General features: G+C 64.4%; 18 protein-coding genes. 9 read left to right on the forward strand and 9 right to left on the reverse strand.

From position 1 onward, the window contains the following. Positions 1–84: 84 nt before the first annotated feature. Together fabD and ACZ1J6_RS12710 are read right to left on the reverse strand one after the other, a co-directional pair. On the reverse strand, positions 85–1020 hold the full coding sequence (fabD, locus tag ACZ1J6_RS12705) for an ACP S-malonyltransferase (RefSeq protein WP_132263220.1): 936 nt from the start codon (positions 1018–1020) through the stop codon (positions 85–87). Between the two features lie 77 nt (positions 1021–1097). Further along, positions 1098–1925 (reverse strand): LD-carboxypeptidase, encoded by an 828-nt coding sequence (locus ACZ1J6_RS12710; RefSeq protein ID WP_431566854.1) that lies wholly within the window; start codon positions 1923–1925, stop codon positions 1098–1100. 53 nt (positions 1926–1978) lie between these two features. Here ACZ1J6_RS12710 and ACZ1J6_RS12715 point away from each other — a divergent pair, with 53 nt between their 5' ends. Continuing rightward, positions 1979–3391 (forward strand): glutamate ligase domain-containing protein, encoded by a 1413-nt coding sequence (locus ACZ1J6_RS12715; RefSeq protein ID WP_431566855.1) that lies wholly within the window; start codon positions 1979–1981, stop codon positions 3389–3391. Positions 3392–3434: 43 nt separating this feature from the next. Here ACZ1J6_RS12715 and ACZ1J6_RS12720 read toward each other — a convergent pair whose 3' ends face one another. Next, positions 3435–4379: a DUF808 domain-containing protein gene (locus ACZ1J6_RS12720; protein WP_431566856.1), complete on the reverse strand. Its 945-nt coding sequence runs from the start codon at positions 4377–4379 to the stop codon at positions 3435–3437. Between the two features lie 223 nt (positions 4380–4602). On the opposite strand from ACZ1J6_RS12720, the gene ACZ1J6_RS12725 reads away from it, so the two are divergent. The 7 genes from ACZ1J6_RS12725 (at position 4603) to ACZ1J6_RS12755 (ending at position 12207) form a co-directional block, all read left to right on the forward strand. After that, positions 4603–5424, forward strand: coding sequence for a flagellin N-terminal helical domain-containing protein (locus ACZ1J6_RS12725; protein ID WP_132263226.1), 822 nt, complete (start codon positions 4603–4605; stop codon positions 5422–5424). Positions 5425–5715: 291 nt separating this feature from the next. Continuing rightward, positions 5716–6078 (forward strand): 30S ribosomal protein S6, encoded by a 363-nt coding sequence (gene rpsF, locus ACZ1J6_RS12730; protein ID WP_132263227.1) that lies wholly within the window; start codon positions 5716–5718, stop codon positions 6076–6078. Positions 6079–6083: 5 nt separating this feature from the next. Then, positions 6084–6308 carry a 30S ribosomal protein S18 gene (gene rpsR / locus ACZ1J6_RS12735; protein ID WP_021232952.1) on the forward strand — a complete coding sequence of 75 codons (225 nt, stop codon included), beginning with the start codon at positions 6084–6086 and terminating at the stop codon, positions 6306–6308. A gap of 14 nt (positions 6309–6322) precedes the next feature. Then, on the forward strand, positions 6323–6919 hold the full coding sequence (gene rplI / locus ACZ1J6_RS12740) for a 50S ribosomal protein L9 (protein WP_132263229.1): 597 nt from the start codon (positions 6323–6325) through the stop codon (positions 6917–6919). An 88-nt stretch (positions 6920–7007) separates the two neighbouring features. After that, positions 7008–7508 (forward strand): GNAT family N-acetyltransferase, encoded by a 501-nt coding sequence (locus tag ACZ1J6_RS12745; RefSeq protein WP_431566857.1) that lies wholly within the window; start codon positions 7008–7010, stop codon positions 7506–7508. Between the two features lie 82 nt (positions 7509–7590). Next, a complete protein-coding gene (locus tag ACZ1J6_RS12750; protein WP_431566858.1) occupies positions 7591–9021 on the forward strand; it encodes an AMP nucleosidase in 1431 nt (476 codons plus the stop codon). 399 nt (positions 9022–9420) lie between these two features. Then, positions 9421–12207: a TonB-dependent receptor gene (locus ACZ1J6_RS12755; protein WP_465128110.1), complete on the forward strand. Its 2787-nt coding sequence runs from the start codon at positions 9421–9423 to the stop codon at positions 12205–12207. Between the two features lie 181 nt (positions 12208–12388). Here ACZ1J6_RS12755 and ACZ1J6_RS12760 read toward each other — a convergent pair whose 3' ends face one another. From ACZ1J6_RS12760 to ACZ1J6_RS12770, 3 genes are all read right to left on the reverse strand, one after another. Then, positions 12389–14224, reverse strand: coding sequence for a M2 family metallopeptidase (locus ACZ1J6_RS12760; protein ID WP_431566860.1), 1836 nt, complete (start codon positions 14222–14224; stop codon positions 12389–12391). A gap of 246 nt (positions 14225–14470) precedes the next feature. Then, positions 14471–15232: an alpha/beta fold hydrolase gene (locus tag ACZ1J6_RS12765; RefSeq protein ID WP_465128111.1), complete on the reverse strand. Its 762-nt coding sequence runs from the start codon at positions 15230–15232 to the stop codon at positions 14471–14473. After that, entirely contained in the window at positions 15233–15676 is a 444-nt protein-coding gene (locus ACZ1J6_RS12770; protein WP_431566862.1) for a GFA family protein, read from the reverse strand. It abuts the gene before it with no gap. A 71-nt stretch (positions 15677–15747) separates the two neighbouring features. Between ACZ1J6_RS12770 and ACZ1J6_RS12775 the strand changes: the two genes are divergently transcribed. Further along, complete coding sequence (locus tag ACZ1J6_RS12775; RefSeq protein ID WP_431566863.1) at positions 15748–15984, forward strand: hypothetical protein; 237 nt, start codon at positions 15748–15750, stop codon at positions 15982–15984. Between the two features lie 111 nt (positions 15985–16095). Here the strand turns inward: ACZ1J6_RS12775 and ACZ1J6_RS12780 are convergent, their stop codons facing one another. The 3 genes from ACZ1J6_RS12780 to ACZ1J6_RS12790 all read right to left on the reverse strand — a co-directional run bounded on the left by ACZ1J6_RS12780 (position 16096) and on the right by ACZ1J6_RS12790 (position 20334). After that, entirely contained in the window at positions 16096–17121 is a 1026-nt protein-coding gene (locus tag ACZ1J6_RS12780) for an aspartate-semialdehyde dehydrogenase (RefSeq protein WP_134093080.1), read from the reverse strand. Between the two features lie 181 nt (positions 17122–17302). Further along, the gene (gene lon, locus ACZ1J6_RS12785; RefSeq protein WP_132263245.1) at positions 17303–19705 is read right to left on the reverse strand and encodes an endopeptidase La; all 2403 of its coding nucleotides are present in this window, start codon (positions 19703–19705) and stop codon (positions 17303–17305) included. A gap of 293 nt (positions 19706–19998) precedes the next feature. Continuing rightward, entirely contained in the window at positions 19999–20334 is a 336-nt protein-coding gene (locus ACZ1J6_RS12790) for a YbaB/EbfC family nucleoid-associated protein (RefSeq protein WP_132263246.1), read from the reverse strand. Position 20335 lies beyond the last annotated feature (1 nt).

Here is a 20335-nt window from a genome sequence, read left to right on the forward strand (position 1 = left end):
TCCCAAGGCGGGGAGCGCTGGCCCGCTGAACGGACCTTTCTTCATGCCTCCTGCGGTCCCGGGTCAAGCCCGGGACGACGCGGATCAAAGGGTTTTGGCCAGCTCCTCGATCTCGGCCATGGTCACGGCGGAGATCACCTCCACTTCGCCGGCCGAGCGCTTGATCATCGGGCCGAGCACTTTGCCGCCGAGTTCGACGAAAGTCTCGACGCCCGCTTCGCGCATGGCGATGGCGCTTTCGCGCCAGCGGACGCGGCCGGTGACCTGCTCGACCAGCAGGCGCTGGACTTCGGCGGGATCGGTGACGACCGAGGCAGTGACGTTGGCGAAGAGCGGCACATGCAGGCTGCCGGGAGGGGTCTTGCCCAGGGCTTCGGCCATGGCGTCGGCAGCGGGCTGCATCAGCGGGCAGTGGAACGGCGCCGAAACCGGCAGCAGCACGCCGCGCTTGATCCCGAAGTCCTTCACCAGCGCAACAGCGCGTTCGATGGCCTCGCGATGGCCCGAGATCACGACTTGCGTGGGGTCGTTGTCGTTGGCGACGGTGCAGACCTGACCTTCGGCCGCAGCAGCAGCGAGTTCGGTGGCCTTCTCGATGTCCGCACCCAGCAGTGCCGCCATCGCGCCAAGGCCGACCGGAACGGCCGCCTGCATCGACTGGCCGCGCAGCTTCAGCAGACGCGCGGTGTCGGCAAGGCTGAAGGCACCGGCGGCGCAGAGCGCGGTATATTCGCCCAGCGAGTGCCCGGCGACGAAGTCCGCCTTGTCGGCCAGCGTCACGCCGCCTTCCTTCTCCAGCACGCGCAGCACGGCGATGGCATTGGCCATGATCGCGGGCTGGGCGTTCTCGGTGAGGGTCAGTTCCTCCTCGGGGCCCTGCGTCATCACGCGGAAGAGGTTCTGGCCGAGCGCCTCGTCCACTTCCTGGAAGACTTCGCGCGCGACGGCGCTGGCTTCGGCGAGTTCGGCGCCCATGCCGACCTTCTGGCTGCCCTGTCCGGGGAAAACGAATGCACGCATCTTGGCGGCTCCTTCTGTCCGGCGGGCCCTACGGTTGCGCCCTGCCGATTTTTGAAATTCTTGTGTGGCGCGGCGCGTTATTGACCTTGGAGCCGCTCTGCAAGCCCGAAGGGCACGATACGGTTCGCCGCATCGTGGCCGATATCCGCGCGGCCAAGGTAGGGGATCGAATGGTGCGTGCACCAGTGACGCACGATCTCCTCGGCCTCGACGCCGAACGGGCGGTCGTTTTCGGGCACGTCGCTGACCCGGCCAAGCCGCAATCCCGCCACCCCGCCGAGATGCGCAGTCAGGTGGAAGAACAGGCGGTCCACCGCGTAGAGATACTCCGACACCTCTTCCACCAGCACGACATGCTTGGCGAGCCCCGGCATCAGCGGGGTGCCGCAGAGCATCGCCAGCGTCATCAGGTTGAAGGCGACGCGCGGATGATCGTCTCCGGTCGGCTCCAGGCCCGAGGTATCGCCGGTCAGCCAGCGAAGCGCGCGGCGCACCGCCTCCGCGCCGCCCTCGCGCCGGATGTCGGCCAGCATCGGGCCATGAACGGGCTTGCCGATCCGCGCCCGGTAGAGGCCGCCGAGCAGATAGCCGGCATCGGAATAGCCGAGGAACGTCTTGCCCTGCGCATCGTGCGTGAACTTCGCGATGGCCGCTTCGGCGACGCGGCAGGCTCCATAGCCGCCGCGGGCGAACCACACCGCGTCCACCGAGGGATCGTTCGCGCATTCCACCAGCGCCGCGATCCGCCGCGCATCGCTGCCGGCGAAGTGGCCCTCCACCTCGAAGCACTGGTCGTGGATCGCCAGCTCCACATCGGGGAACTCGGCGGCGGCAAGCGCGGTGACGGCCTCCGCATCCTCGCGGGTGATCGGGGTGGACGGTGCACAAACTGCGATACGGGTCATGGCACCTTCCTATCGAGGTTGTCAGGACGAACAAGGCCGCATACCGAAGCGTCATGACTTCCGCGCATCACGAACTCACTTCACATCCCTGGTTCTTCTGCGGCATCGGCGGATCGGGCATGTTGCCGCTCGCGCTGATCCTCAAGGGCCACGGCGCGCAAGTCGCCGGCTCGGACCGTAGCCGCGACCAGGGCCGCACGCCCGAGAAGTTCGCCTGGCTGGAGAGCCTCGGCTTCGACCTGCACCCGCAGGACGGCAGCGGGATCACCGGCGCGGAGCAGACGCTGGTGGCTTCGGCGGCCGTTGAAGATACCGTGCCCGAAGTGGTCCGCGCCAAGGAATTCGGCTGCCCGCGCATGAGCCGCGCCGAACTTCTGGCGACGCTGTTCAACGCCGCTCCTTTCGGTGTGGCGATAGGCGGCACATCGGGCAAGTCCACTGTCACCGGCATGACCGGCTGGATCATGACTCATGCGGGCCGCGACCCCACGATCATGAACGGCGCGGTGATGAAGAACTTCGCCAGCCCCGACGCGCCTTTCGCCAGCGCCCGCGTCGGTGAGGGCGAGGTCTTCGTGTCGGAAGTGGACGAGAGCGACGGCTCCATCGCGCTTTATCGCCCCAAGGTAGCGGTGCTTGGCAATGTCAGCCTGGACCACAAGAGCCTTGAGGAACTGCGCCAGCTTTTCGGGGATTTCCTGGGCCGCGCGGACGTTTCGGCGATCAATCTCGACGACGCGGAGACCGCCGCCCTCGCCCCGCATGCCAAGGCTCTGGTGACGTTTGGAATCACCTCACCGGACGCGCAGATCGGCGCGACCGAAGTAGTCGAAGGCCCGACTTCGCTGACCGCCACCGTGCTCGATCGCCGCGACGGATCTTCACACGCGCTCGTACTCAAGGTGCCGGGGCGTCACAATCTCTACAACGCGCTGGCCGCCATTGCCGCCGCCAACGCGGCCGGGGTTGCCGTGGCCGATGCGGTTGCAGGGCTCGGCAGCTTCGTCGGTCTGGCCCGGCGGTTCGACATCGTCGGCACCTCTCCCTCGGGCGTGACGGTGATCGACGACTTCGGCCACAACCCGGACAAGGTTTCCGCCACGCTGGCAACGCTCAAGGCCCATCCGGGGCGCGTGATCGCGTTCTTCCAGCCCCACGGCTATGGCCCGCTCAAGCAGATGGGCCGTGAACTGGCGCAAGTTCTGGCAACCAGGCTGGGGCCGGACGATATGACGATCCTGTGCGATCCGGTCTACTTCGGCGGCACCGTGGACCGCTCCGAAGGCAGCGAACGCATCGTGCGCCTGATCGAGGCCGATGGCGGAAAGGCCGAGTACGTACCCTCCCGCGAAGACTGCGCCGCTCGCATCGCCGAAATCGCCAAACCCGGCGACCGCGTGGTCGTCATGGGCGCGCGAGACGATACGCTGACGGTGTTCGCGAAGGACCTGCTGGCGAGGCTCTGAAACGTCAGCCCCGGACTCGATCCGGGACGACGGCTATTCTGGATCAATGCGCCCCGCCGCGCGCCTTGGCGATGAAGTGCACGATCGCCGCGATCACCGCGCCCAGCGCCAGGCCCACCACGGCCGACGCCGCGGCATAGCCCAGCCAGCCGAGCGCGCCGCCGACCGGGCCGCCCAGCACGGCCAGCCAGTGCTGGAACTGGTGCGCCACATGCGCGGGAGCGGGAACGCCCAGCTCTTCCAGCCCGTGCAGGATGATCCCGCCGCCGACCCAGAGCATCGCCAGTGTGCCGACCGAGGCCAGCACCGTCAGCACTTTCGGCATGCCGTTCACCAGCATGCGCCCGAAAGCCTGCGTGCCCTTGCCCTGCTTCTTGGCGAGATGCAGGCCGATGTCGTCCATCTTCACGATCAGCGCGACAGCGCCGTAAACGCCCGCGGTGATGAGAATGCCCACCAGCGCCAGCGCCACCGCGCGGGTGAGAAGCGAACTGTCGGCCACTTCCGAAAGGGCGATCGCCATGATCTCCGCCGAGAGGATCAGGTCGGTGCGGATCGCGCCCGAAACCCGCGCCTGCTCGAAAGCGGCCACGTCGGTGACGGGGGCTTCCAGCGTCTCTCCGTGATGGGCGCCGCCGAACTTTTCGATGACCTTCTCGGCGCCTTCGAACGCCAGATAGCTACCGCCCAGCATCAGGATCGGCGTGATCAGCCAGGGCATGAACGCGCTCAGCACCAGCGCGATCGGCAGCAGGATGAACAGCTTGTTGCGCAAGCTGCCCTTGGTGATCTTCCAGATGATCGGCAATTCGCGCTCGGGCGTGAAGTCGGTGACATAGCCCGGCGTCACCGCGGCATCGTCGATCACGACGCCCGCCGCCTTGCTCCCGGCCTTGGCGACGCCCAGTCCCACGTCGTCGAGCGAGGCTGCGGCGGCGCGGGCGATCACCGCAACGTCATCGAGAAGAGCAACGAGGCCGGAAGCCATCTTGAAGAATATCCCCTGTTGAATGGTGGCAGCAGCCATGCGGGGGAAACCACCCGCGATCAAGCGAAAGCGGACAAAGTCGTGAGTCCCAAGCGACTTGCGCCCCCAACGCTCACGAAATCCCCGCCCTGCCCTTAACTCCGCAAGCCGGCATCCGTTCTCAGCTTCGAACGGAAGAGAGCTTCCGCCACCTGCCAACCGCCTGACAATCCGGGGATTTACGATGTCCGTCATCAATACCAATATCAGCGCCCTGCGCGCCGCAAACGCTTCCAACTCCGCCAACAAGATGCTGGGCACCGCCATGGAGCGCCTCTCCACCGGCAAGCGCATCAACTCCGCGAAGGACGACGCCGCCGGCCTCGCCATCTCCACCTCGATGACCGCGCAGGTTCGCGGCATGAGCCAGGGCATCCGCAATGCCAACGACGGCATCTCGCTCGCCCAGACCGCCGACGGCGCGCTTTCCGAAGTGTCGAACATGCTGCAGCGGGTGCGCGAACTGGCGATCCAGTCGGCTTCCAGCACCTATCAGGACAGCGACCGCGACGCGATGCAGCAGGAAGTCACGGCGCTCACCGACCAGATCGGCGACGTCCTTTCGCAGACCAAGTTCAACGGCAACAACCTCTTCGCCACGACCGGCAGCGACGTCACCTTCGACATCCAGACCGGCGCGAACTCGGGTGAAACCGTTACGCTGACCTCCAAGGTGATCGACGGCGCCAACCTCACCGCCTCGGCGCTCGACGTCTCGACCAGCACCGCTGCCTCCGCCACGCTCGACAACGTCGACGACGCCCTGGCGGACGTCAATGCCAACCGCGCCTCGCTCGGCGCCGGTCAGAACCGCCTCGAATCGGCGATCAACAACCTGACCAACAACGTCACCAACTTGTCCGATGCCAAGTCGCGGATCGAGGATGCCGACTATTCCACCGAGACCACGCAGATGGCCAAGGCGCAGATCCTCAGCCAAGCCTCGACCGCGATGCTGGCCCAGGCCAACCAGGCCCAGCAGAACGTCATGAGCCTGCTGCGCTGACGCAAGACTAGCCCGGGAAGGGTCGCAAGCAGACGGCGGGCCGCAAGGTCCGCCGTCTTGCCATGCGCGGGGGATCGCCTGCCGCCCCGATTGCGCCCGAGGCTGGATTGCGGTTAGGAACGTTTCCCGGCCGCCGGGAATGCAGCTTTGTCTTGCGTTCCGCGCCAGATCCGCTAAGGGGCCGCCTTCCGTCTCGTGCGACATGCCGGACGGGAGGGAAGAAAGCCGGAGGGGCCCCGCAATCCCGCGGACAAGCCAGCGATCGGTTAGACTAGAGAAAAGGAAGCTGCCGTGGCTCTATATGAGCACGTGTTCCTGGCACGCCAGGACCTCAGCCAGGCGCAAGTCGACGCGCTTGCCACCACCGCTACCGAGATCGTCGAGTCGAACCAGGGCAAGGTCACCAAGACCGAGACCTGGGGCCTCAAGAATCTCGCCTACAAGATCAAGCGCAACCGCAAGGCGCACTTCGTGATGCTGAACATCGAAGCTTCGGGCGACGTCGTCGCCGAGCTCGAGCGCCAGACGCAGATCAACGAAGACGTCATTCGTTACGTGACCATTCGTGTCGACGAACACGAAGCCGGTCCGTCGGTCATGATGCGCAAGAGCGACCGCGAGCGTACTCGCCGTCGTGAACGTGAAGGGAACTGATTTCCATGGCACGTGCATTCTTCCGCCGCCGCAAGTCCTGCCCGTTCTCGGGCAAGAACGCTCCGGCCATCGACTACAAGGACGTGCGTCTGCTTCAGGGCTTCATGTCCGAGCGTGGCAAGATCGTTCCCAGCCGCATCACCGCGGTTTCCGCAAAGAAGCAGCGTGAGCTGAGCCAGGCGATCAAGCGCGCCCGGCACATCGGCCTGCTGCCCTACATCGTCAAGTAAGGAGGGCTAGCCCCATGGACATCATCCTCCTCGAACGCGTCGAAAAGCTCGGCGCCATCGGCGATGTCGTTTCCGTCAAGGACGGTTACGCCCGCAACTACCTTCTTCCCAACAAGAAGGCCCTGCGCGCCAACGAGAAGAACAAGAAGGTCTTCGAAGCCAACCGCGCGAAGATCGAATCCGAAAACGCCGAACGCCGTACCTCGGCCGAAGCGCACTCGGGTAACGTCGAAGGCAAGCAGGTCGTCCTGATCCGCGCTTCGTCGAACTCGGGCCAGCTCTACGGTTCGGTCTCGGTGCGTGACATCGTCGACGCTCTCAACGAGCAGGGCGCCGAAGTCAGCAAGCAGATGATCGTGCTCGAACGCCCGATCAAGACCATCGGCGTGTTCGACGTTCGCGTTAACCTGCACCCCGAAGTCTCGGTGAACGTCAAGGTGAACGTTGCCCGTTCGCCCGACGAAGCCGACCTGCAGTCGCAGGGCGTGGACGTGATGGCCGCGATGTTCGAACAGGACGTCTCCGGCTTCACCGAAGCCTACGACCCGAACGCCGAACCCGGCGAAATCGCGGTCGAAGAGGAAGTTGCCGAGACCGAAGAAGAAGCCTGAGCTTCCTTTTCGCGGTAACGACCGAAGAGATTCAGGGCCCTCGCTCCAACCGGAGCGGGGGCCTTTCTCTTTTTGCAGGAAACAGACCATGATCACCGACATCCCGGTCGAGCTTCGGCACGACTACGCGGCCGACGAAGACCTGCGCGCCGCACTGCTGGCGCTCAACAACAGCCATGCCGTGGAACTCTCGCTCGCCGACAAGGCCCGCATGGACATGCTGGTGGAGCGCGCTTTCGTGGCGGCGCGGATCGGGCGACTCGACGCAGCCCTGATCGCTTTCGATCAGGACGCCGATTACGATAGCGCCAACTTCCAGTGGTTCCGCGCGAAGTATCCGCGTTTCGTCTATATCGACCGCGTCGTCACCGCTCCCCAGGCGCGGGGACGCGGCCTTGCCCGCAAGCTCTATGCCCATTTGTTCGATGAGGCCCGCGCGGCCGGTCACGACCGGGCGGTCTGCGAGGTCAATTCCGATCCGCCCAATCCCGCCAGCGAAGCCTTCCATTGCGCCCTCGGCTTCGAACCCGTTGGCGAGGCGCTGCTGGAGAACGGCAAGACCGTGACTTATCTGATGCGGCCGCTGTAGCCACCGCGCCTGGCGACCGCAGGGTTCAGCCATCCTCGCCCGCGACTATTGCACTGCAATACGAATCGCGTAAGAGTGGGCGATGGAAACGATAGAAAACACCCTCGCGGAACTGGTCCGCGTATACGAAACTGCCGTCAACACCCTGCGCGCAGACATTTCCGCCTTCATCGAAAACGGCACCCCGCCCCCGCTCGACCGCCGCGAGACGCGCGCCTGGTCTTATCCCGAGTTGCGCATCACTTATGCCGGCATCGAGCGCGGCACGTTCTACAGCCGATCCTTCGGCCGCCTGAACGAAAGCGGGGTCTACGTCACCACGATCACCAAGCCGCGTCTTTTCGCGGACTACCTGACGGAACAGCTCGCGCTGCTCCACGAGGATTACGAGGTGGAGATCGAGGTCGGCCGCTCGACGCAGGAAATCCCCTTCCCCTACGTCCTCGACGGCGTCGGCATGGGCAGCGTCACCCCGCAGGAACTGGCCGCGCATTTCCCGACCACCGAACTGGCCATGATCGGTGACGAAATCGCCGACGGCGTCTTCCGCCAGGGCTCCGACGAGCCGCTGCCGCTGGCCCTCTTCGATGGCCTGCGCACCGACTTCAGCCTGGCGCGCCTGCAGCACTACACCGGCACCAGCGTCGAGCATTGCCAGCGCTATATCCTCTTCACCAACTACCACCGCTACGTGGACGAGTTCGTGGACTGGGCCGGCAAGCAGATCGGTTCGGACGGCTACACCGCGCTGTCGGGCGCCGGCGGCCTCTACCTCGACACGCCGGTGGACAATGCGCGCGAGCGTCTGTCCGATACGGCCTGGCGCCGCCACCAGATGCCGGCCTACCACCTGATCCGGCCGGACAAGTCGGGCATCACGCTCGTCAACATCGGCGTCGGCCCCTCGAACGCCAAGACCATCACCGATCACCTCGCGGTGATCCGCCCCGAAGTCTGGCTGATGATCGGCCACTGCGGCGGCCTGCGCGAAGGGCAGCGCATCGGCGACTACGTGCTCGCCCATGCCTATCTGCGCGACGACCATGTGCTCGATCCGGTGCTCCCGCCGGAAATCCCGCTTCCCGCGATCGCCGAAGTGCAGCAGGCACTGGCCTCGGCTGCCGAGGCCGTCAGCGGCGAAGGCGGCGCCAATCTCAAGAAGCGGATGCGCACCGGCACCGTCGTCACTACCGACGATCGCAACTGGGAACTGCGCTATACCGAATCCGCCCATCGCTTCAGCCTCAGCCGCGCCATCGGCATCGACATGGAAAGCGCGACGATCAGCGCCCAGGGCTATCGCTTCCGCGTGCCCTACGGCACCCTGCTCTGCGTGTCCGACAAGCCGATTCACGGCGAACTCAAGCTACCGGGCCAGGCCAACCGCTTCTACGAGGAGGCCATCGCCAGCCACCTCAAGATCGGTCTCCACGCCTGCGACCTGCTTCGCGCCGAGGGTGAGAAACTCCATTCCCGCAAGCTGCGCGCCTTCAACGAGCCGCCGTTCCGCTAAGCCGCGGCGCAGCGAGACATCCGGCGGGCGCCGTTCCGAAAGGAGCGGCGCCCGTTTTGTTTCAGAATTTCCCGGCGAACGGTCAGAATGATCCATTGCATCGGCCAACGAATTCAGCAATCTTGTGATGCCAAACTTTAGCGCATGATAATAATATTATTCAAACAAGAGCCATCAACAAGTTATTCCATGTGACGCGTTTGTTTCAATATTTCACGCTATTTTTACATAGATGTATCAGCGTTTGAAATAATAGTTGCCCATCTACAACTCGGCGATCCAACAATATAATTGAACTATTATTACATGATGACAGATAGTTCATCTTGGGAGCACACCCCCTGATCTGGTTCCGGCCTGCGGCAAATCCCGCGCCGGAAACTGCAAAGGGAGTACCGAATGACATCCGAGATGAAGCGCCTGCTGCTGGCGTCCACCCTGCTGATGGGCTTGCCCGCCGTGGCGCATGCCCAAGCCTCCGCCGATGCCGAGCCCGAAGGCGGCGCCATCGTCGTCACCGGCTCGCGCCTGTCCAATCCGAACCTGGAACAGGCCGCGCCGATCATGGCCGTTTCCGCCAAGGAAATCGCGCTGACCGGCCAGGTCAACGTCGAGAACATCCTCAAGGACCTGCCGCAGATCCTGCCGGGCGCGACCGCCGCGTCGAACAATCCGGGCGGCGGCGTCGCCACGGCCGACTTGCGCGGCCTGGGCGCCGCCCGCACGCTGGTGCTCGTCAACGGCCATCGCTACGTGTCCTATGACACCAACCAGATCGTCGACCTCAACACGATTCCGACCGCGCTGATCGAGCGCGTGGACGTGGTGACCGGCGGCAAGTCCGCGGTCTATGGCTCCGACGCCGTGACCGGCGTGGTGAACTTCATCACCAAGCAGGATTTCGAAGGCGTGCAGGCCAACGCCAACTACCGCCTGACCGGCGATGGCGACGGCGCCCAGTACAATGGCGGGCTTCTCGTCGGCAAGAACTTCGCCGAAGGCCGCGGCAACATCACGATCTACGGCGACTACATGCGCCGCAAGTCGATCCTGCAGTCCGCCCGCAGCTACACCTCGATCGCGCAGACCGATGACGGCGAAGGCGGCCTGACCGGCGGCGGTTCCAGCTCGATCCCGGCCGGCCGTATCGCGCTTGACGGCAGCAACTACAAGTTCGGCCAGGACGGCAGCACCTCTGCCTACACTTCGGCCGATGCCTATAACTACGCCTCGGAGAACTACCTCCAGGTCCCGCAGAAGCGCGCGCTCTTCTCGGCCCAGGCGCACTTCGACGTCAGCGATCACCTGACGATCTACGGCGAAGGCCAGTACATCCACAACCGCGTGAAGAACCAGCTCGCGCCGACCCCGCTGACCGGCACGTTCTCGCTCGACACCGATTCCTCGTTCCTGTCGGCCGATGCCCAATCGCTGCTGGGCAGCTACGACACCGACGGCGACGGCTACACCTCGGCATCGGTCTATCGCCGCCTGTCCGAAGTGGGCAACCGCATCTCCAACCTCGACAGCAAGGCCTATCGCGGCCTGATCGGCGCGCGCGGCGAGATTTCGGGCGACTGGAGCTACGACGCCTACTTCAGCTATTCGCGCACGAAGCAGGTCGAGCACCAGTATGGCAACGTCTCGGCCAGCCGCGTCCAGCAGGCCCTGCGCACCACGTACGATGCCGACGGCAATCTCGTCTGCTCGGACACCAGCAATGGCTGCGTCCCGCTGAACATCTTCGGCGCCGGCAACATCAGCCAGGAAGCGGCCGACTTCATCTCGATCGACACGGTGAATCGCTCGACCATCACCGAGAAGGTCGTCAGCGGCGCGATCACCAACAACAACCTGTTCGATCTCGGCGCCGGTCCGGCCGGCCTGGCGATCGGCGGCGAGTATCGCAGCGAGCACGGCAGCTTCGATCCCGACGAAGCCCTCGCTTCGGGTGACGTGATCGGCTTCAACGGTTCGGAACCGATTTCGGGCGGCTACAACGTCAAGGAACTCTTCGCCGAGTTCAACGTGCCCCTGATCGCCGACAAGCCCTTCATCGACCGCCTCGAATTCAACGGCGCCGCACGCTATTCGTACTATTCGACGGCGGCCAAGTCGGTCGGCACGTTCTCTGGCGGCCTCGTCTGGGCGCCGATCAAGGACGTCAGCCTGCGCGGCCAGTTCTCGCGCGCGGTGCGGGCACCCACGGTCAACGACCTCTACAGCGGCAACGCCCAGAACTTCGAGCAGGCCACCGACCCCTGCGCGACGACGGCAGCGCTCTCGAATGCCAACCTCAACGCCAGCTGCGTTTCGGCAGGCATTCCGGCGAACCTGATCGGCACCGAATACAACGGCGGCGATTCGCAGATCGACAGCTACAACGGCGGCAACACCTCGCTGCGTGAAGAAACGGCGAACACCTGGACCTTCGGCACGATGATCCAGCCCCGCTTCATCCCGGGCCTGTCGCTGACCGTCGATTACTACCACATCAAGATCGACAACTACATCACCGCCGCCGGCACCTCGAACATCATCTCGGCCTGCTACGGCACCGCCGCGAACGGCTGGACGCCTTACGACACCAGCTATTGCTCGATGCTGCCGCGTGACGCCAACAGCTACACGATCACCGGCGCAGCCGACAACCTGTCCAACTCGGGCGGCGTGAAGACCGACGGCATCGACTTCGACATGCAGTACGCGGTTCCGCTGGCATTCGGCGTGCACGATTCCAGCAAGCTGACCCTGCGCTTCAGCGGCACGCGCCTGATGAACTTCACGTTCAAGCCGATCGCGGCCCTGTCGGACCTCACCGTGGAATGCGCCGGCAAGTTCGGCCTGCTCTGCGGCAACGTCTACGCCAAGTGGCGCCTCAACGGCCGCGCGACCTGGTCGACCGAGGGCAAGACGCTCTCGCTCGCCTGGCGTCACCTCTCGCCGGTCAAGGACGACGACGGCTCGACCACTTACAGCGTCGAGCGGATCAAGGCCTACGACTACTTCGATCTCACCGCGCAGATCGACGTGGCCAAGCGCTTCACCTGGAATATCGGCATGATCAACATGTTCAATAGGAAGCCGCCGATCCTCGGCGACAACCAGGAACAGGCCAACACTTACCCGACGACGTATGACGTCTACGGCCGCACGTTCTTCACCGGCATCACGGTGGACTTCTAAGCGTCCAAGGACGGACAGGGGGCGATCACCCCTTGCCGCGCAAACAAAAAGGGGAGCCGGTGCAAACCGGCTCCCCTTTTTCAATTCAAAGTATCTTCCCCAACCTCGTCATTGCGAGGGCCGAAGGCCCGCGGCAATCCAGGGCCACCTCGCGCCGCCCTCGATCGCGCGGGCGCAGGCGTCACCAGCCCTGCTTCTCGCCCTTGTTCTGCTCGTCGAGCCACTTCTTCAGCGGCGCGAAGTAGTCGAGCATCGGCTTGGCACTCATCTGCGGGGTGCCGGTGAAAGCCTTGAGCGCTTCCGGCCAGGGCTTCGACATGCCCATTTCCAGCATCTTGTTCAGGTTCGCGCCGACCTTCTTGTCGCCGTAGAAGCTGCAACGGTGCAGCGGCCCTTTCCAGCCGGCCTGCTTGCACGCCGCCTGGTAGAACTGGAACTGCAGGATGCGGGCGAGGAAGTAGCGCGTGTAAGGCGTGTTGCCGGGAACATGGAACTTCGCGCCGGCATCGAAACCGTCGTCGCTGCGTGCGGCGGGCGGGGTAACGCCCTGGTAGTCCAGCCGCATCTTGGTCCAGGCCTTGTTGTAGTCGGCGGGCTGGATCGAACCGTCGAAGATGCCCCAGCGATAACGGTCGATCAGCAGGCCGAAGGGCAGGAACGCCACTTTGTCCATCGCCTGGCGCAGCAGGAGGCCGATGTCCTTGTCGGCGCTGGGCACCTTGGCCTTGTCGAGCAGGCCGATCTGCACGAGGTACTGCGGCGTGATCGACAGCGCGATGAAATCACCGATGGCCTCGTGGAAGCCGTCGTTGGCGCCGTTGAGGTAGAGGAACGGCTGCTTGTTGTAGGCGCGCTGGTAATAGTTGTGGCCGAGCTCGTGATGGATCGTCACGAAGTCGGTCGAATCCACCTTGGTGCACATCTTGATGCGCACGTCGTCCTTGTTGTCCACGTCCCAGGCCGAGGCGTGGCAGATCACCTCGCGGTCGGCGGGCTTCACGATCATCGAGCGCTTCCAGAAGGTCTCGGGCAGCGCCGCAAAGCCGAGCGACGAGTAGAAGCCCTCACCCGCCTTGACCATGTCGATCGGCGTGCGCCCCTGCGCCTTCAGCAGATCGCCGATGTCGTAGCCGAGATCGCCGGCACCCTTCGGCGCGACCAGCGGATAGATCGTACCCCACTCCTGCGCCCACATGTTGCCCAGCAGGTCGGCGCGGATCGGTCCGGTCTTGGGCTGCACGGCATCGCCGTACTTCTCGTTCAGCTTATGGCGGACGTACGTATGCAGCGCGAGATAGAGCGGCTTCACTTCTTCCCACAGGCGCTGCGTTTCGGCGGAGAACTGCTCGGGGCTCATGTCGTAGCCCGAACGCCACATGGCACCGACGTCGGCATAGCCGAGTTCCTTGGCGCCCTGGTTGGCGATGCCGACCATCTTGACGTAGTCGCCCTTCATCGGCTTGCCGACATTGTCGTGCCAGGTCGTCCACATCTCGGCGAACTCGGCAGGCGTGTGCGTGAGGTTGCCCATCTCCGCCTCGATATCCGAGCCGTTGATCTCCTTGCCGTCCAGCGTGCCGCGGCCCTTGCCGTAAGTGGAGGCAAGCCGCGTGCTGATCTCGCTCAACTGCGCCGCCGCGCCCGGCGTGGTCGGCGCCGGCAGGACGATGCCCTGGCGCAGGATGCCCAGCTTGCGCGAGACGTCGGCGTCGAGGCCGGGCAGCTTGGAAAACTTCGCGGCTTCCACGGCATAGGCGACCTGCTTCTCGGTCAGCAGCCCGTTGGACTGCGCCGCCAGGGCATCGGTGTCGTCAGTGAGATACGTGTAGTTCACCCAGTTGACGCGGGCATTGTCGACCGAGAAATCGAACAGGTCCTTCTCGGCCGCCGCGATGAACTGCGCGGCGCCTTGCGCGGTCTGCGGATAGGCCGGTGCGTCTTCGGCGAAGGCCGGCGCGGCAATGCCGAACGAAAGCCCGGCCGCGAGCGCGGCAAGCGCAGTGGATGCGAATTTCATGGGGTTTGCCTCATTTTTCTCTCTGATGGCGCGGGAGACTAGTCGCCCGCTGCGTCAGATCAACCGTTGAGGCAGAAAGGGAGGAGAATAAGCAGGGGAGACACCGATGCGTGCGTTCCCTCCTACATGCCTGTACCCCTTCCCCCTTCCCTCACTTCGTCATTGCGAGCGTAGCGAAGCAATCCAGGGCAGTCCCGCGCCGCTCTGGATTGCCACGTCGGTTTCGCCTCCTCGCAATGACGAGGTTCAATCGAGCAGAAACGCCGCCATAGCCCGCCCCATATCCTTGAACGTCACCGAGGACATGTGATTGCCCGGCGTCTCGACATACTCGCCTTGCGGCAGCGCCTCGGCCAGTTCCGTCGCCGAACCGTTGTCGTGGTCCTCGCCGCCGCAGACGCAGAGCGTGGGCATGGTGATCCGCGCGATCGCATCCGCCCCCGTATCGTCGACCGAACCCAGCAACAGCCGCGCGGCGACGCGGTCGATCTTCATCGACTTCATGAAGGCCTGCGCGACGAAAGCCTTGTCGCCGCGCTCGATGGTGCCGAAACGGTCGATGGCATCCACGAAGTGCGCGCTGCGCCGTGCCCAGCCGGACAGGCCGGTGAGGCCCATGCCGCCCAGGATCAGCTTGCGCGGCGCTAGCCCCGCCAGGACGCCGCGCACCGCCGTCCGAGCGCCGAGCGAGAAACCGCCGAGGTCGTAGTCGGCAAGGCCGAGCGCCGCGATCACCAGCTTCAGGTCCTCAACCAGCACGTCGGCGGGATAGGCCGCCGGGTCGTGCGGCGCGCCGCTCTGGCCGTGAGCGCGAAGGTCGGGCATGAAGACCTCGAACCCGGCATCGGCAAGGATCTTCGCGTTGCCGTACTTGATCCAGTTCACGTCGGCGCTGGAAAACAGGCCGTGGAGCAGCAGCAACGGCCGCGCGCCGGTGTCGCCCATGACATGCACGGCCAGATCGGTGCCTGCGTAACCTTCGATGACTTCCTTGCGCAGATCGCTCACTTAGGGAACCTCCAGTCCTGCCGCCTTCCAGCGCGAGGCGACGCTTTCGGTCTCCGCGCTGTAATGTCTCGGCAAGTCCTTGGTATCGAGCCACGCAGGATGCAAGCTTTCGCAGCCGGAATGCGTGGTCGGGCGGAAGAAACCGGGATCGTCGAAGCTGCCGAGTGTCAGGTCCATATTGCCGCTGCTTTCGATGAAGTCGAAGCCGAGCGGCGTTCCGCAGTGCGAACAGAACGGCCGGCGAGCGATGGCCGAGCTTTGGTACCAGTCCGGTTCATGCGCCCAGGCGACACCGGCCTTCGCCACTTGCACGAACGCCGCCGCAAAGCCGCCCGTCGCCTTCTGGCAATAGCGGCAGTGGCAAAGATAGGCCTCGTCGTTCTCGACCTGGGCCTCGTAGCGAATGCGGCCGCACTGGCAGCCGCCGGTCAGGGTTCGGGTCATGGGCGCCAGACTAACCTGTCGAACACGCCCGCGCCATTGCCGTTGCAAACCGGGGCATGATAGAGCGCTGCATGGAAACCACCGACGCGCAACCGGCAGGCGAAAACCCGCCGCTGAGCAGGCCGCAGCGACGCCTGCTGAAACGAATCTACAACAGCCGCACCGAGCCGATCGTTGCCGACGGCCTGCCGTTCCTCACTTACAAGGAAGCCTCGGGCTATCTCCTCACGCTGGAAGGCGAAGCGCGCGACGCCGCCTATGCCGAGATGAAGGCCGGCGCGGCAAGATCGGACGAGACCGAGGGCTGATCCGTCGCCCCCGGGGAAGGCAGAATACTTGAGCTGCCAATAGAAAAAGGGCCTGCGAAGCGAATGCTCCACAGGCCCTTTTTTTATCGATTCGGGCCGAAGCCCGCCGCGTCAGCCCTTCTTGAGGTGACGGCGGCCCAGCAGTTCGGCGATCTGCACCGCGTTGAGGGCGGCGCCCTTGCGCAAGTTGTCGGAGACGCACCACAGCGCCAGGCCGTTGTCGACGGTCGAGTCCTCGCGAACGCGGCTGATGTAGGTGGCGCCATCGCCCACGGCTTCCACCGGGGTGACGTATCCGCCGTCCTCGCGCTTGTCGACGAGCATCACGCCCGGCGCTTCACGCAGGATGTCCTGGGCTTCGATCGCCGAGATTTCTTCCTCGAACTCGATGTTGAGCGATTCCGAGTGGCCCACGAAGACCGGCACGCGCACGCACGTGGCCTGAACCTTGATCTTGGGATCGAGGATCTTCTTGGTTTCCACGACCATCTTCCATTCTTCCTTGGTCGAACCATCGTCCAGGAAAACGTCGATGTGCGGGATCACGTTGAAGGCGATCTGCTTGGTGAACTTCTTCGCCTCGACCTGGTCGCCCACGAAGATCGCGCGGCTCTGCTCGAACAGCTCGTCCATGCCTTCCTTGCCCGCGCCGGAAACCGACTGGTAGGTCGAGACGACGACGCGCTTGATCTTCGCCTTGTCGTGCAGCGGCTTCAGCGCCACCACCATCTGCGCGGTCGAGCAGTTGGGGTTGGCGATGATGTTGCGCGCCTTGTAGCCGTCGATCGCGTCCGGGTTCACTTCCGGCACCACCAGCGGAATGTCCGGCTCCATGCGGTAAAGCGACGAGTTGTCGATCACGACGCAGCCCTGCGCGGCAGCACGCGGAGCGTGGATCGCGGTCGGGCCGGATCCGGCGGCGAAGAGAGCGATGTCCCAGCCGGTGAAATCGAAATGCTCGATGTTCTTTACTTTGAGCATTTTGCCGGTTTCGCCGAATTCAATCTCGGTCCCGGTCGAACGCGACGAAGCCACCGCTGCGATTTCGTCGCAGGGGAATTCGCGCTCGGCGAGGATGTTGAGCATTTCGCGGCCGACATTTCCGGTCGCGCCGACGACGGCAACCCGGTAACCCATTTCAAGATCCTTCTAGCAAAATCCTGCGGCAAGATGCGCGGCAGGAACGGGGGCCGTTACAGGGTGACTTCGCTCCTGACAAGCGCCGTCACGCAAAAGACTTTCTTTCAGGCCCATCCGTTTAACCGAAAATTACCGCGGGACACCCTCTCCAGACATGAAAAGGATGTCCCGCAGCCTATCAGTGCGCGGTGGCAGACGGCGCCGGCGTTTGCGAAGGCGCTGCTGCCAGTTCGTCCGCCTCGGTCCACTCGATGGCCTCGAGCGGCTCGGTAAGCGCCCGGGCAAGCACTTCGTCGACATGCGCGACCGGAATGATGTCCAGGCCCTGTTTCACGTTCTCGGGGATCTCCGCCAGGTCCTTGCGGTTCTCCTCCGGGATCAGCACCGTAGTGATGCCGCCGCGCAGGGCGGCCAGGAGCTTTTCCTTGAGCCCGCCGATCGGCAGCACACGCCCGCGCAAAGTAACCTCGCCGGTCATGGCGACGTCCTTGCGAACCGGCACGCCGCTGAGCGTCGAGACGATCGACGTTACCATGCCGATACCGGCCGAGGGACCATCCTTGGGCACCGCGCCTTCGGGCAGGTGGATGTGGATGTCCTTCTTCTGGATCGTCGAAGGCTTGATGCCGTAAGCGGGCGAGCGCGCCTTCACGAAGCTGAAGGCGGCCTGGATCGACTCGCTCATCACATCGCCGAGCTTGCCGGTCGCCTTGATCTGGCCCTTGCCGGGCACGGTCACGCTTTCGATGGTCAGCAGTTCGCCGCCCACTTCGGTCCAGGCAAGGCCGGTGACGGCGCCCACCTGATGCTCTTCCTCGCCCACGCCGTGGCGGAACTTGCGCACGCCCGCGAAGTCGGAGAGGTTTTCCGGCGTGATCGTGACTTCGCTCGCCTTGCCTTCCAGGATCTGGCGCAGCGACTTGCGCGCCAGCTTGGCGATCTCGCGCTCCAGCGTGCGGACGCCCGCCTCACGGGTGTAGTAGCGGATCAGGTCACGCAGGCCTTCCTGGGTCAGCGTGAACTCACCCTTCTTAAGCCCATGCGCCTCGACCTGCTTGCGCACGAGGTGACGCTCGGCGATCTCGACCTTCTCGTCCTCGGTATAGCCTTCGAGGCGGATGATCTCCATGCGGTCGAGCAGCGGCTGCGGCAGGTTCAGGCTGTTCGCGGTGCAGACGAACATCACGTCCGAAAGGTCGATGTCCAGTTCCAGGTAGTGGTCCTGGAACTTCGAGTTCTGCTCCGGATCCAGCACTTCGAGCAGCGCCGAGGCGGGATCGCCGCGGAAATCCTGGCCCAGCTTGTCGATCTCGTCGAGCAGGAAGAGCGGGTTCGATTTGCCGGCCTTCTTGAGGTTGGTGACGATCTTGCCCGGCAGCGAGCCGATGTACGTGCGACGGTGTCCCCGAATTTCGGCTTCGTCGCGCACGCCGCCCAGCGATTGGCGGATGAATTCGCGGCCGGTCGCCTTGGCGATCGACTTGCCCAGCGAGGTCTTGCCCACGCCCGGCGGGCCGACGAGGCAGAGGATCGGCCCCTTCAGCTTGTTGGTGCGCGCCTGCACTGCCAGGTACTCGACGATGCGATCCTTGACCTTGTCCAGCGCGTAGTGATCGGCGTCGAGGATTTCCTGCGCAGAGGAAATGTCGCGCTTCAGCTTGCTCTTCTTGCCCCAGGGCAGGCCCAGCAGCACGTCGAGGTAATTGCGGATGACCGTGGCTTCGGCGCTCATCGGCTGCATCGAGCGCAGCTTCTTCAGCTCGCCCGTAGCCTTTTCACGCGCTTCCTTCGAGAGACGCGTGCTTTCGATGCGCTCCTGAAGCTCCTGAAGTTCGTTCGCTTCCTCGCCGTCGCCGCCGCCGAGTTCCGACTGGATCGCCTTCAGCTGCTCGTTGAGGTAATATTCGCGCTGGGTCTTTTCCATCTGCCGCTTCACGCGGCCACGGATCTTGCGCTCGACCTGCAGGACGCCGAGTTCGCCTTCCATGAAGGAGAAGACCATTTCCAGGCGCTTGAGCGGGTCCGGCTCGGACAGCACGGCCTGCTTGTCGCCCACTTTGGCGGAAAGCTGCGCGGCGATGGTGTCGGCCAGCTTGGCCGCGTCCTCGATGTCGCCGAGCTGGTCGCCGGCATCCTGCGAAAGCTTCTTGTTGAGCTTCGCATATTCGCCGAACTGCTCGACCACCGAACGCATCATCGCGGCGGTTTCGGTGCCGTCGGCCTCGACCTGCTCCACGCGCTCGACTTGCGCGACCAGCATCTCGCCCTCGGCGGACTGCTCGGAGCGCAGCGTTTCCAGCTTCGCGCGTTCCTGTCCTTCGACGAGGACGCGCACGGTGCCGTCCGGCAGCTTGAGCAGCTGGAGGACGCTGGCGATCACGCCGGTATCGTAAAGATCGTCGCGGTCGGGATCGTCGCAACCGGGATCGAGCTGCGCGAGGAGGAAGATATCCTTTTCACCCGCCATCGCCGCTTCGAGCGCGGCCACCGATTTCTCGCGTCCGACGAAAAGCGGCACGACCATGCCGGGGAACACGACGATGTCGCGCAAGGGAAGCAGGGGAAGCAGGTTCAAGGTCATATCCATTTCAACACACACGCGGGTAGGCTGTGAGCCCCCCGGCCTTCGCGGGACGATATGGGGTCTCTGGCGCCTCACGCAATGGGATTGACGCCGAAAGACTGTGGAAGCGCTAACCGCACCACTTCACCCTTCCCCTAGATCCCGGTTCATAGAAAACACCGGGCCCCTGATCCAATATAGCGCGATTCAGCCGGAGTTTCGTCAACCCTGGTGGAAATCGCGGTTCCTGCGCCTGCGCTCGTTCGCCTGTGACGGCGTGGACCAGCGGGCGCAGGAAGGCACTGCATGGATCAGAACGGCATCTTGAAGCCGGGCGGCAGGCCCATGCCCTGCTGGGCCTTGGCCAGTTCCTCGCCGGCGACCGAGTCCGCCTTGACGCGCGCGTCATTGTAGGCAGCGGCGATCAGGTCTTCGAGGATCTGCTTTTCGCCTGGCTGCATCAGGCTGTCGTCGATCGACACGCCGATCACGCGGCCCTTGGCCGAGCAGCGGATCTTGACCAGTCCGCCGCCCGAAAGTCCTTCGACTTCCATCGCGTCCAGCTTGGTCTGCGCTTCGTCCATCTGCTTCTGGATGGTCTCGGCCGCCTGCTGGGCCGCCTTGAGCATCTCTTCCATCGACTTCATT

Source organism: Novosphingobium sp. BL-S-21 (assembly GCF_055521655.1).

Bases quoted from the DNA above. Each gene is read 5' to 3' on its own strand.
- fabD (WP_132263220.1), bottom strand. From the start codon at position 1,020: ATGCGTGCATTCGTTTTCCCCGGACAGGGCAGCCAGAAGGTCGGCATG.
- ACZ1J6_RS12710 (WP_431566854.1), bottom strand. From the start codon at position 1,925: ATGACCCGTATCGCAGTTTGTGCACCGTCCACCCCGATCACCCGCGAG.
- ACZ1J6_RS12715 (WP_431566855.1), top strand. From the start codon at position 1,979: ATGACTTCCGCGCATCACGAACTCACTTCACATCCCTGGTTCTTCTGC.
- ACZ1J6_RS12720 (WP_431566856.1), bottom strand. From the start codon at position 4,379: ATGGCTTCCGGCCTCGTTGCTCTTCTCGATGACGTTGCGGTGATCGCC.
- ACZ1J6_RS12725 (WP_132263226.1), top strand. From the start codon at position 4,603: ATGTCCGTCATCAATACCAATATCAGCGCCCTGCGCGCCGCAAACGCT.
- rpsR (WP_021232952.1), top strand. From the start codon at position 6,084: ATGGCACGTGCATTCTTCCGCCGCCGCAAGTCCTGCCCGTTCTCGGGC.
- rplI (WP_132263229.1), top strand. From the start codon at position 6,323: ATGGACATCATCCTCCTCGAACGCGTCGAAAAGCTCGGCGCCATCGGC.
- ACZ1J6_RS12745 (WP_431566857.1), top strand. From the start codon at position 7,008: ATGATCACCGACATCCCGGTCGAGCTTCGGCACGACTACGCGGCCGAC.
- ACZ1J6_RS12750 (WP_431566858.1), top strand. From the start codon at position 7,591: ATGGAAACGATAGAAAACACCCTCGCGGAACTGGTCCGCGTATACGAA.
- ACZ1J6_RS12755 (WP_465128110.1), top strand. From the start codon at position 9,421: ATGACATCCGAGATGAAGCGCCTGCTGCTGGCGTCCACCCTGCTGATG.
- ACZ1J6_RS12760 (WP_431566860.1), bottom strand. From the start codon at position 14,224: ATGAAATTCGCATCCACTGCGCTTGCCGCGCTCGCGGCCGGGCTTTCG.
- ACZ1J6_RS12770 (WP_431566862.1), bottom strand. From the start codon at position 15,676: ATGACCCGAACCCTGACCGGCGGCTGCCAGTGCGGCCGCATTCGCTAC.
- ACZ1J6_RS12775 (WP_431566863.1), top strand. From the start codon at position 15,748: ATGGAAACCACCGACGCGCAACCGGCAGGCGAAAACCCGCCGCTGAGC.
- ACZ1J6_RS12780 (WP_134093080.1), bottom strand. From the start codon at position 17,121: ATGGGTTACCGGGTTGCCGTCGTCGGCGCGACCGGAAATGTCGGCCGC.
- lon (WP_132263245.1), bottom strand. From the start codon at position 19,705: ATGACCTTGAACCTGCTTCCCCTGCTTCCCTTGCGCGACATCGTCGTG.
- ACZ1J6_RS12790 (WP_132263246.1), bottom strand. From the start codon at position 20,334: ATGAAGTCGATGGAAGAGATGCTCAAGGCGGCCCAGCAGGCGGCCGAG.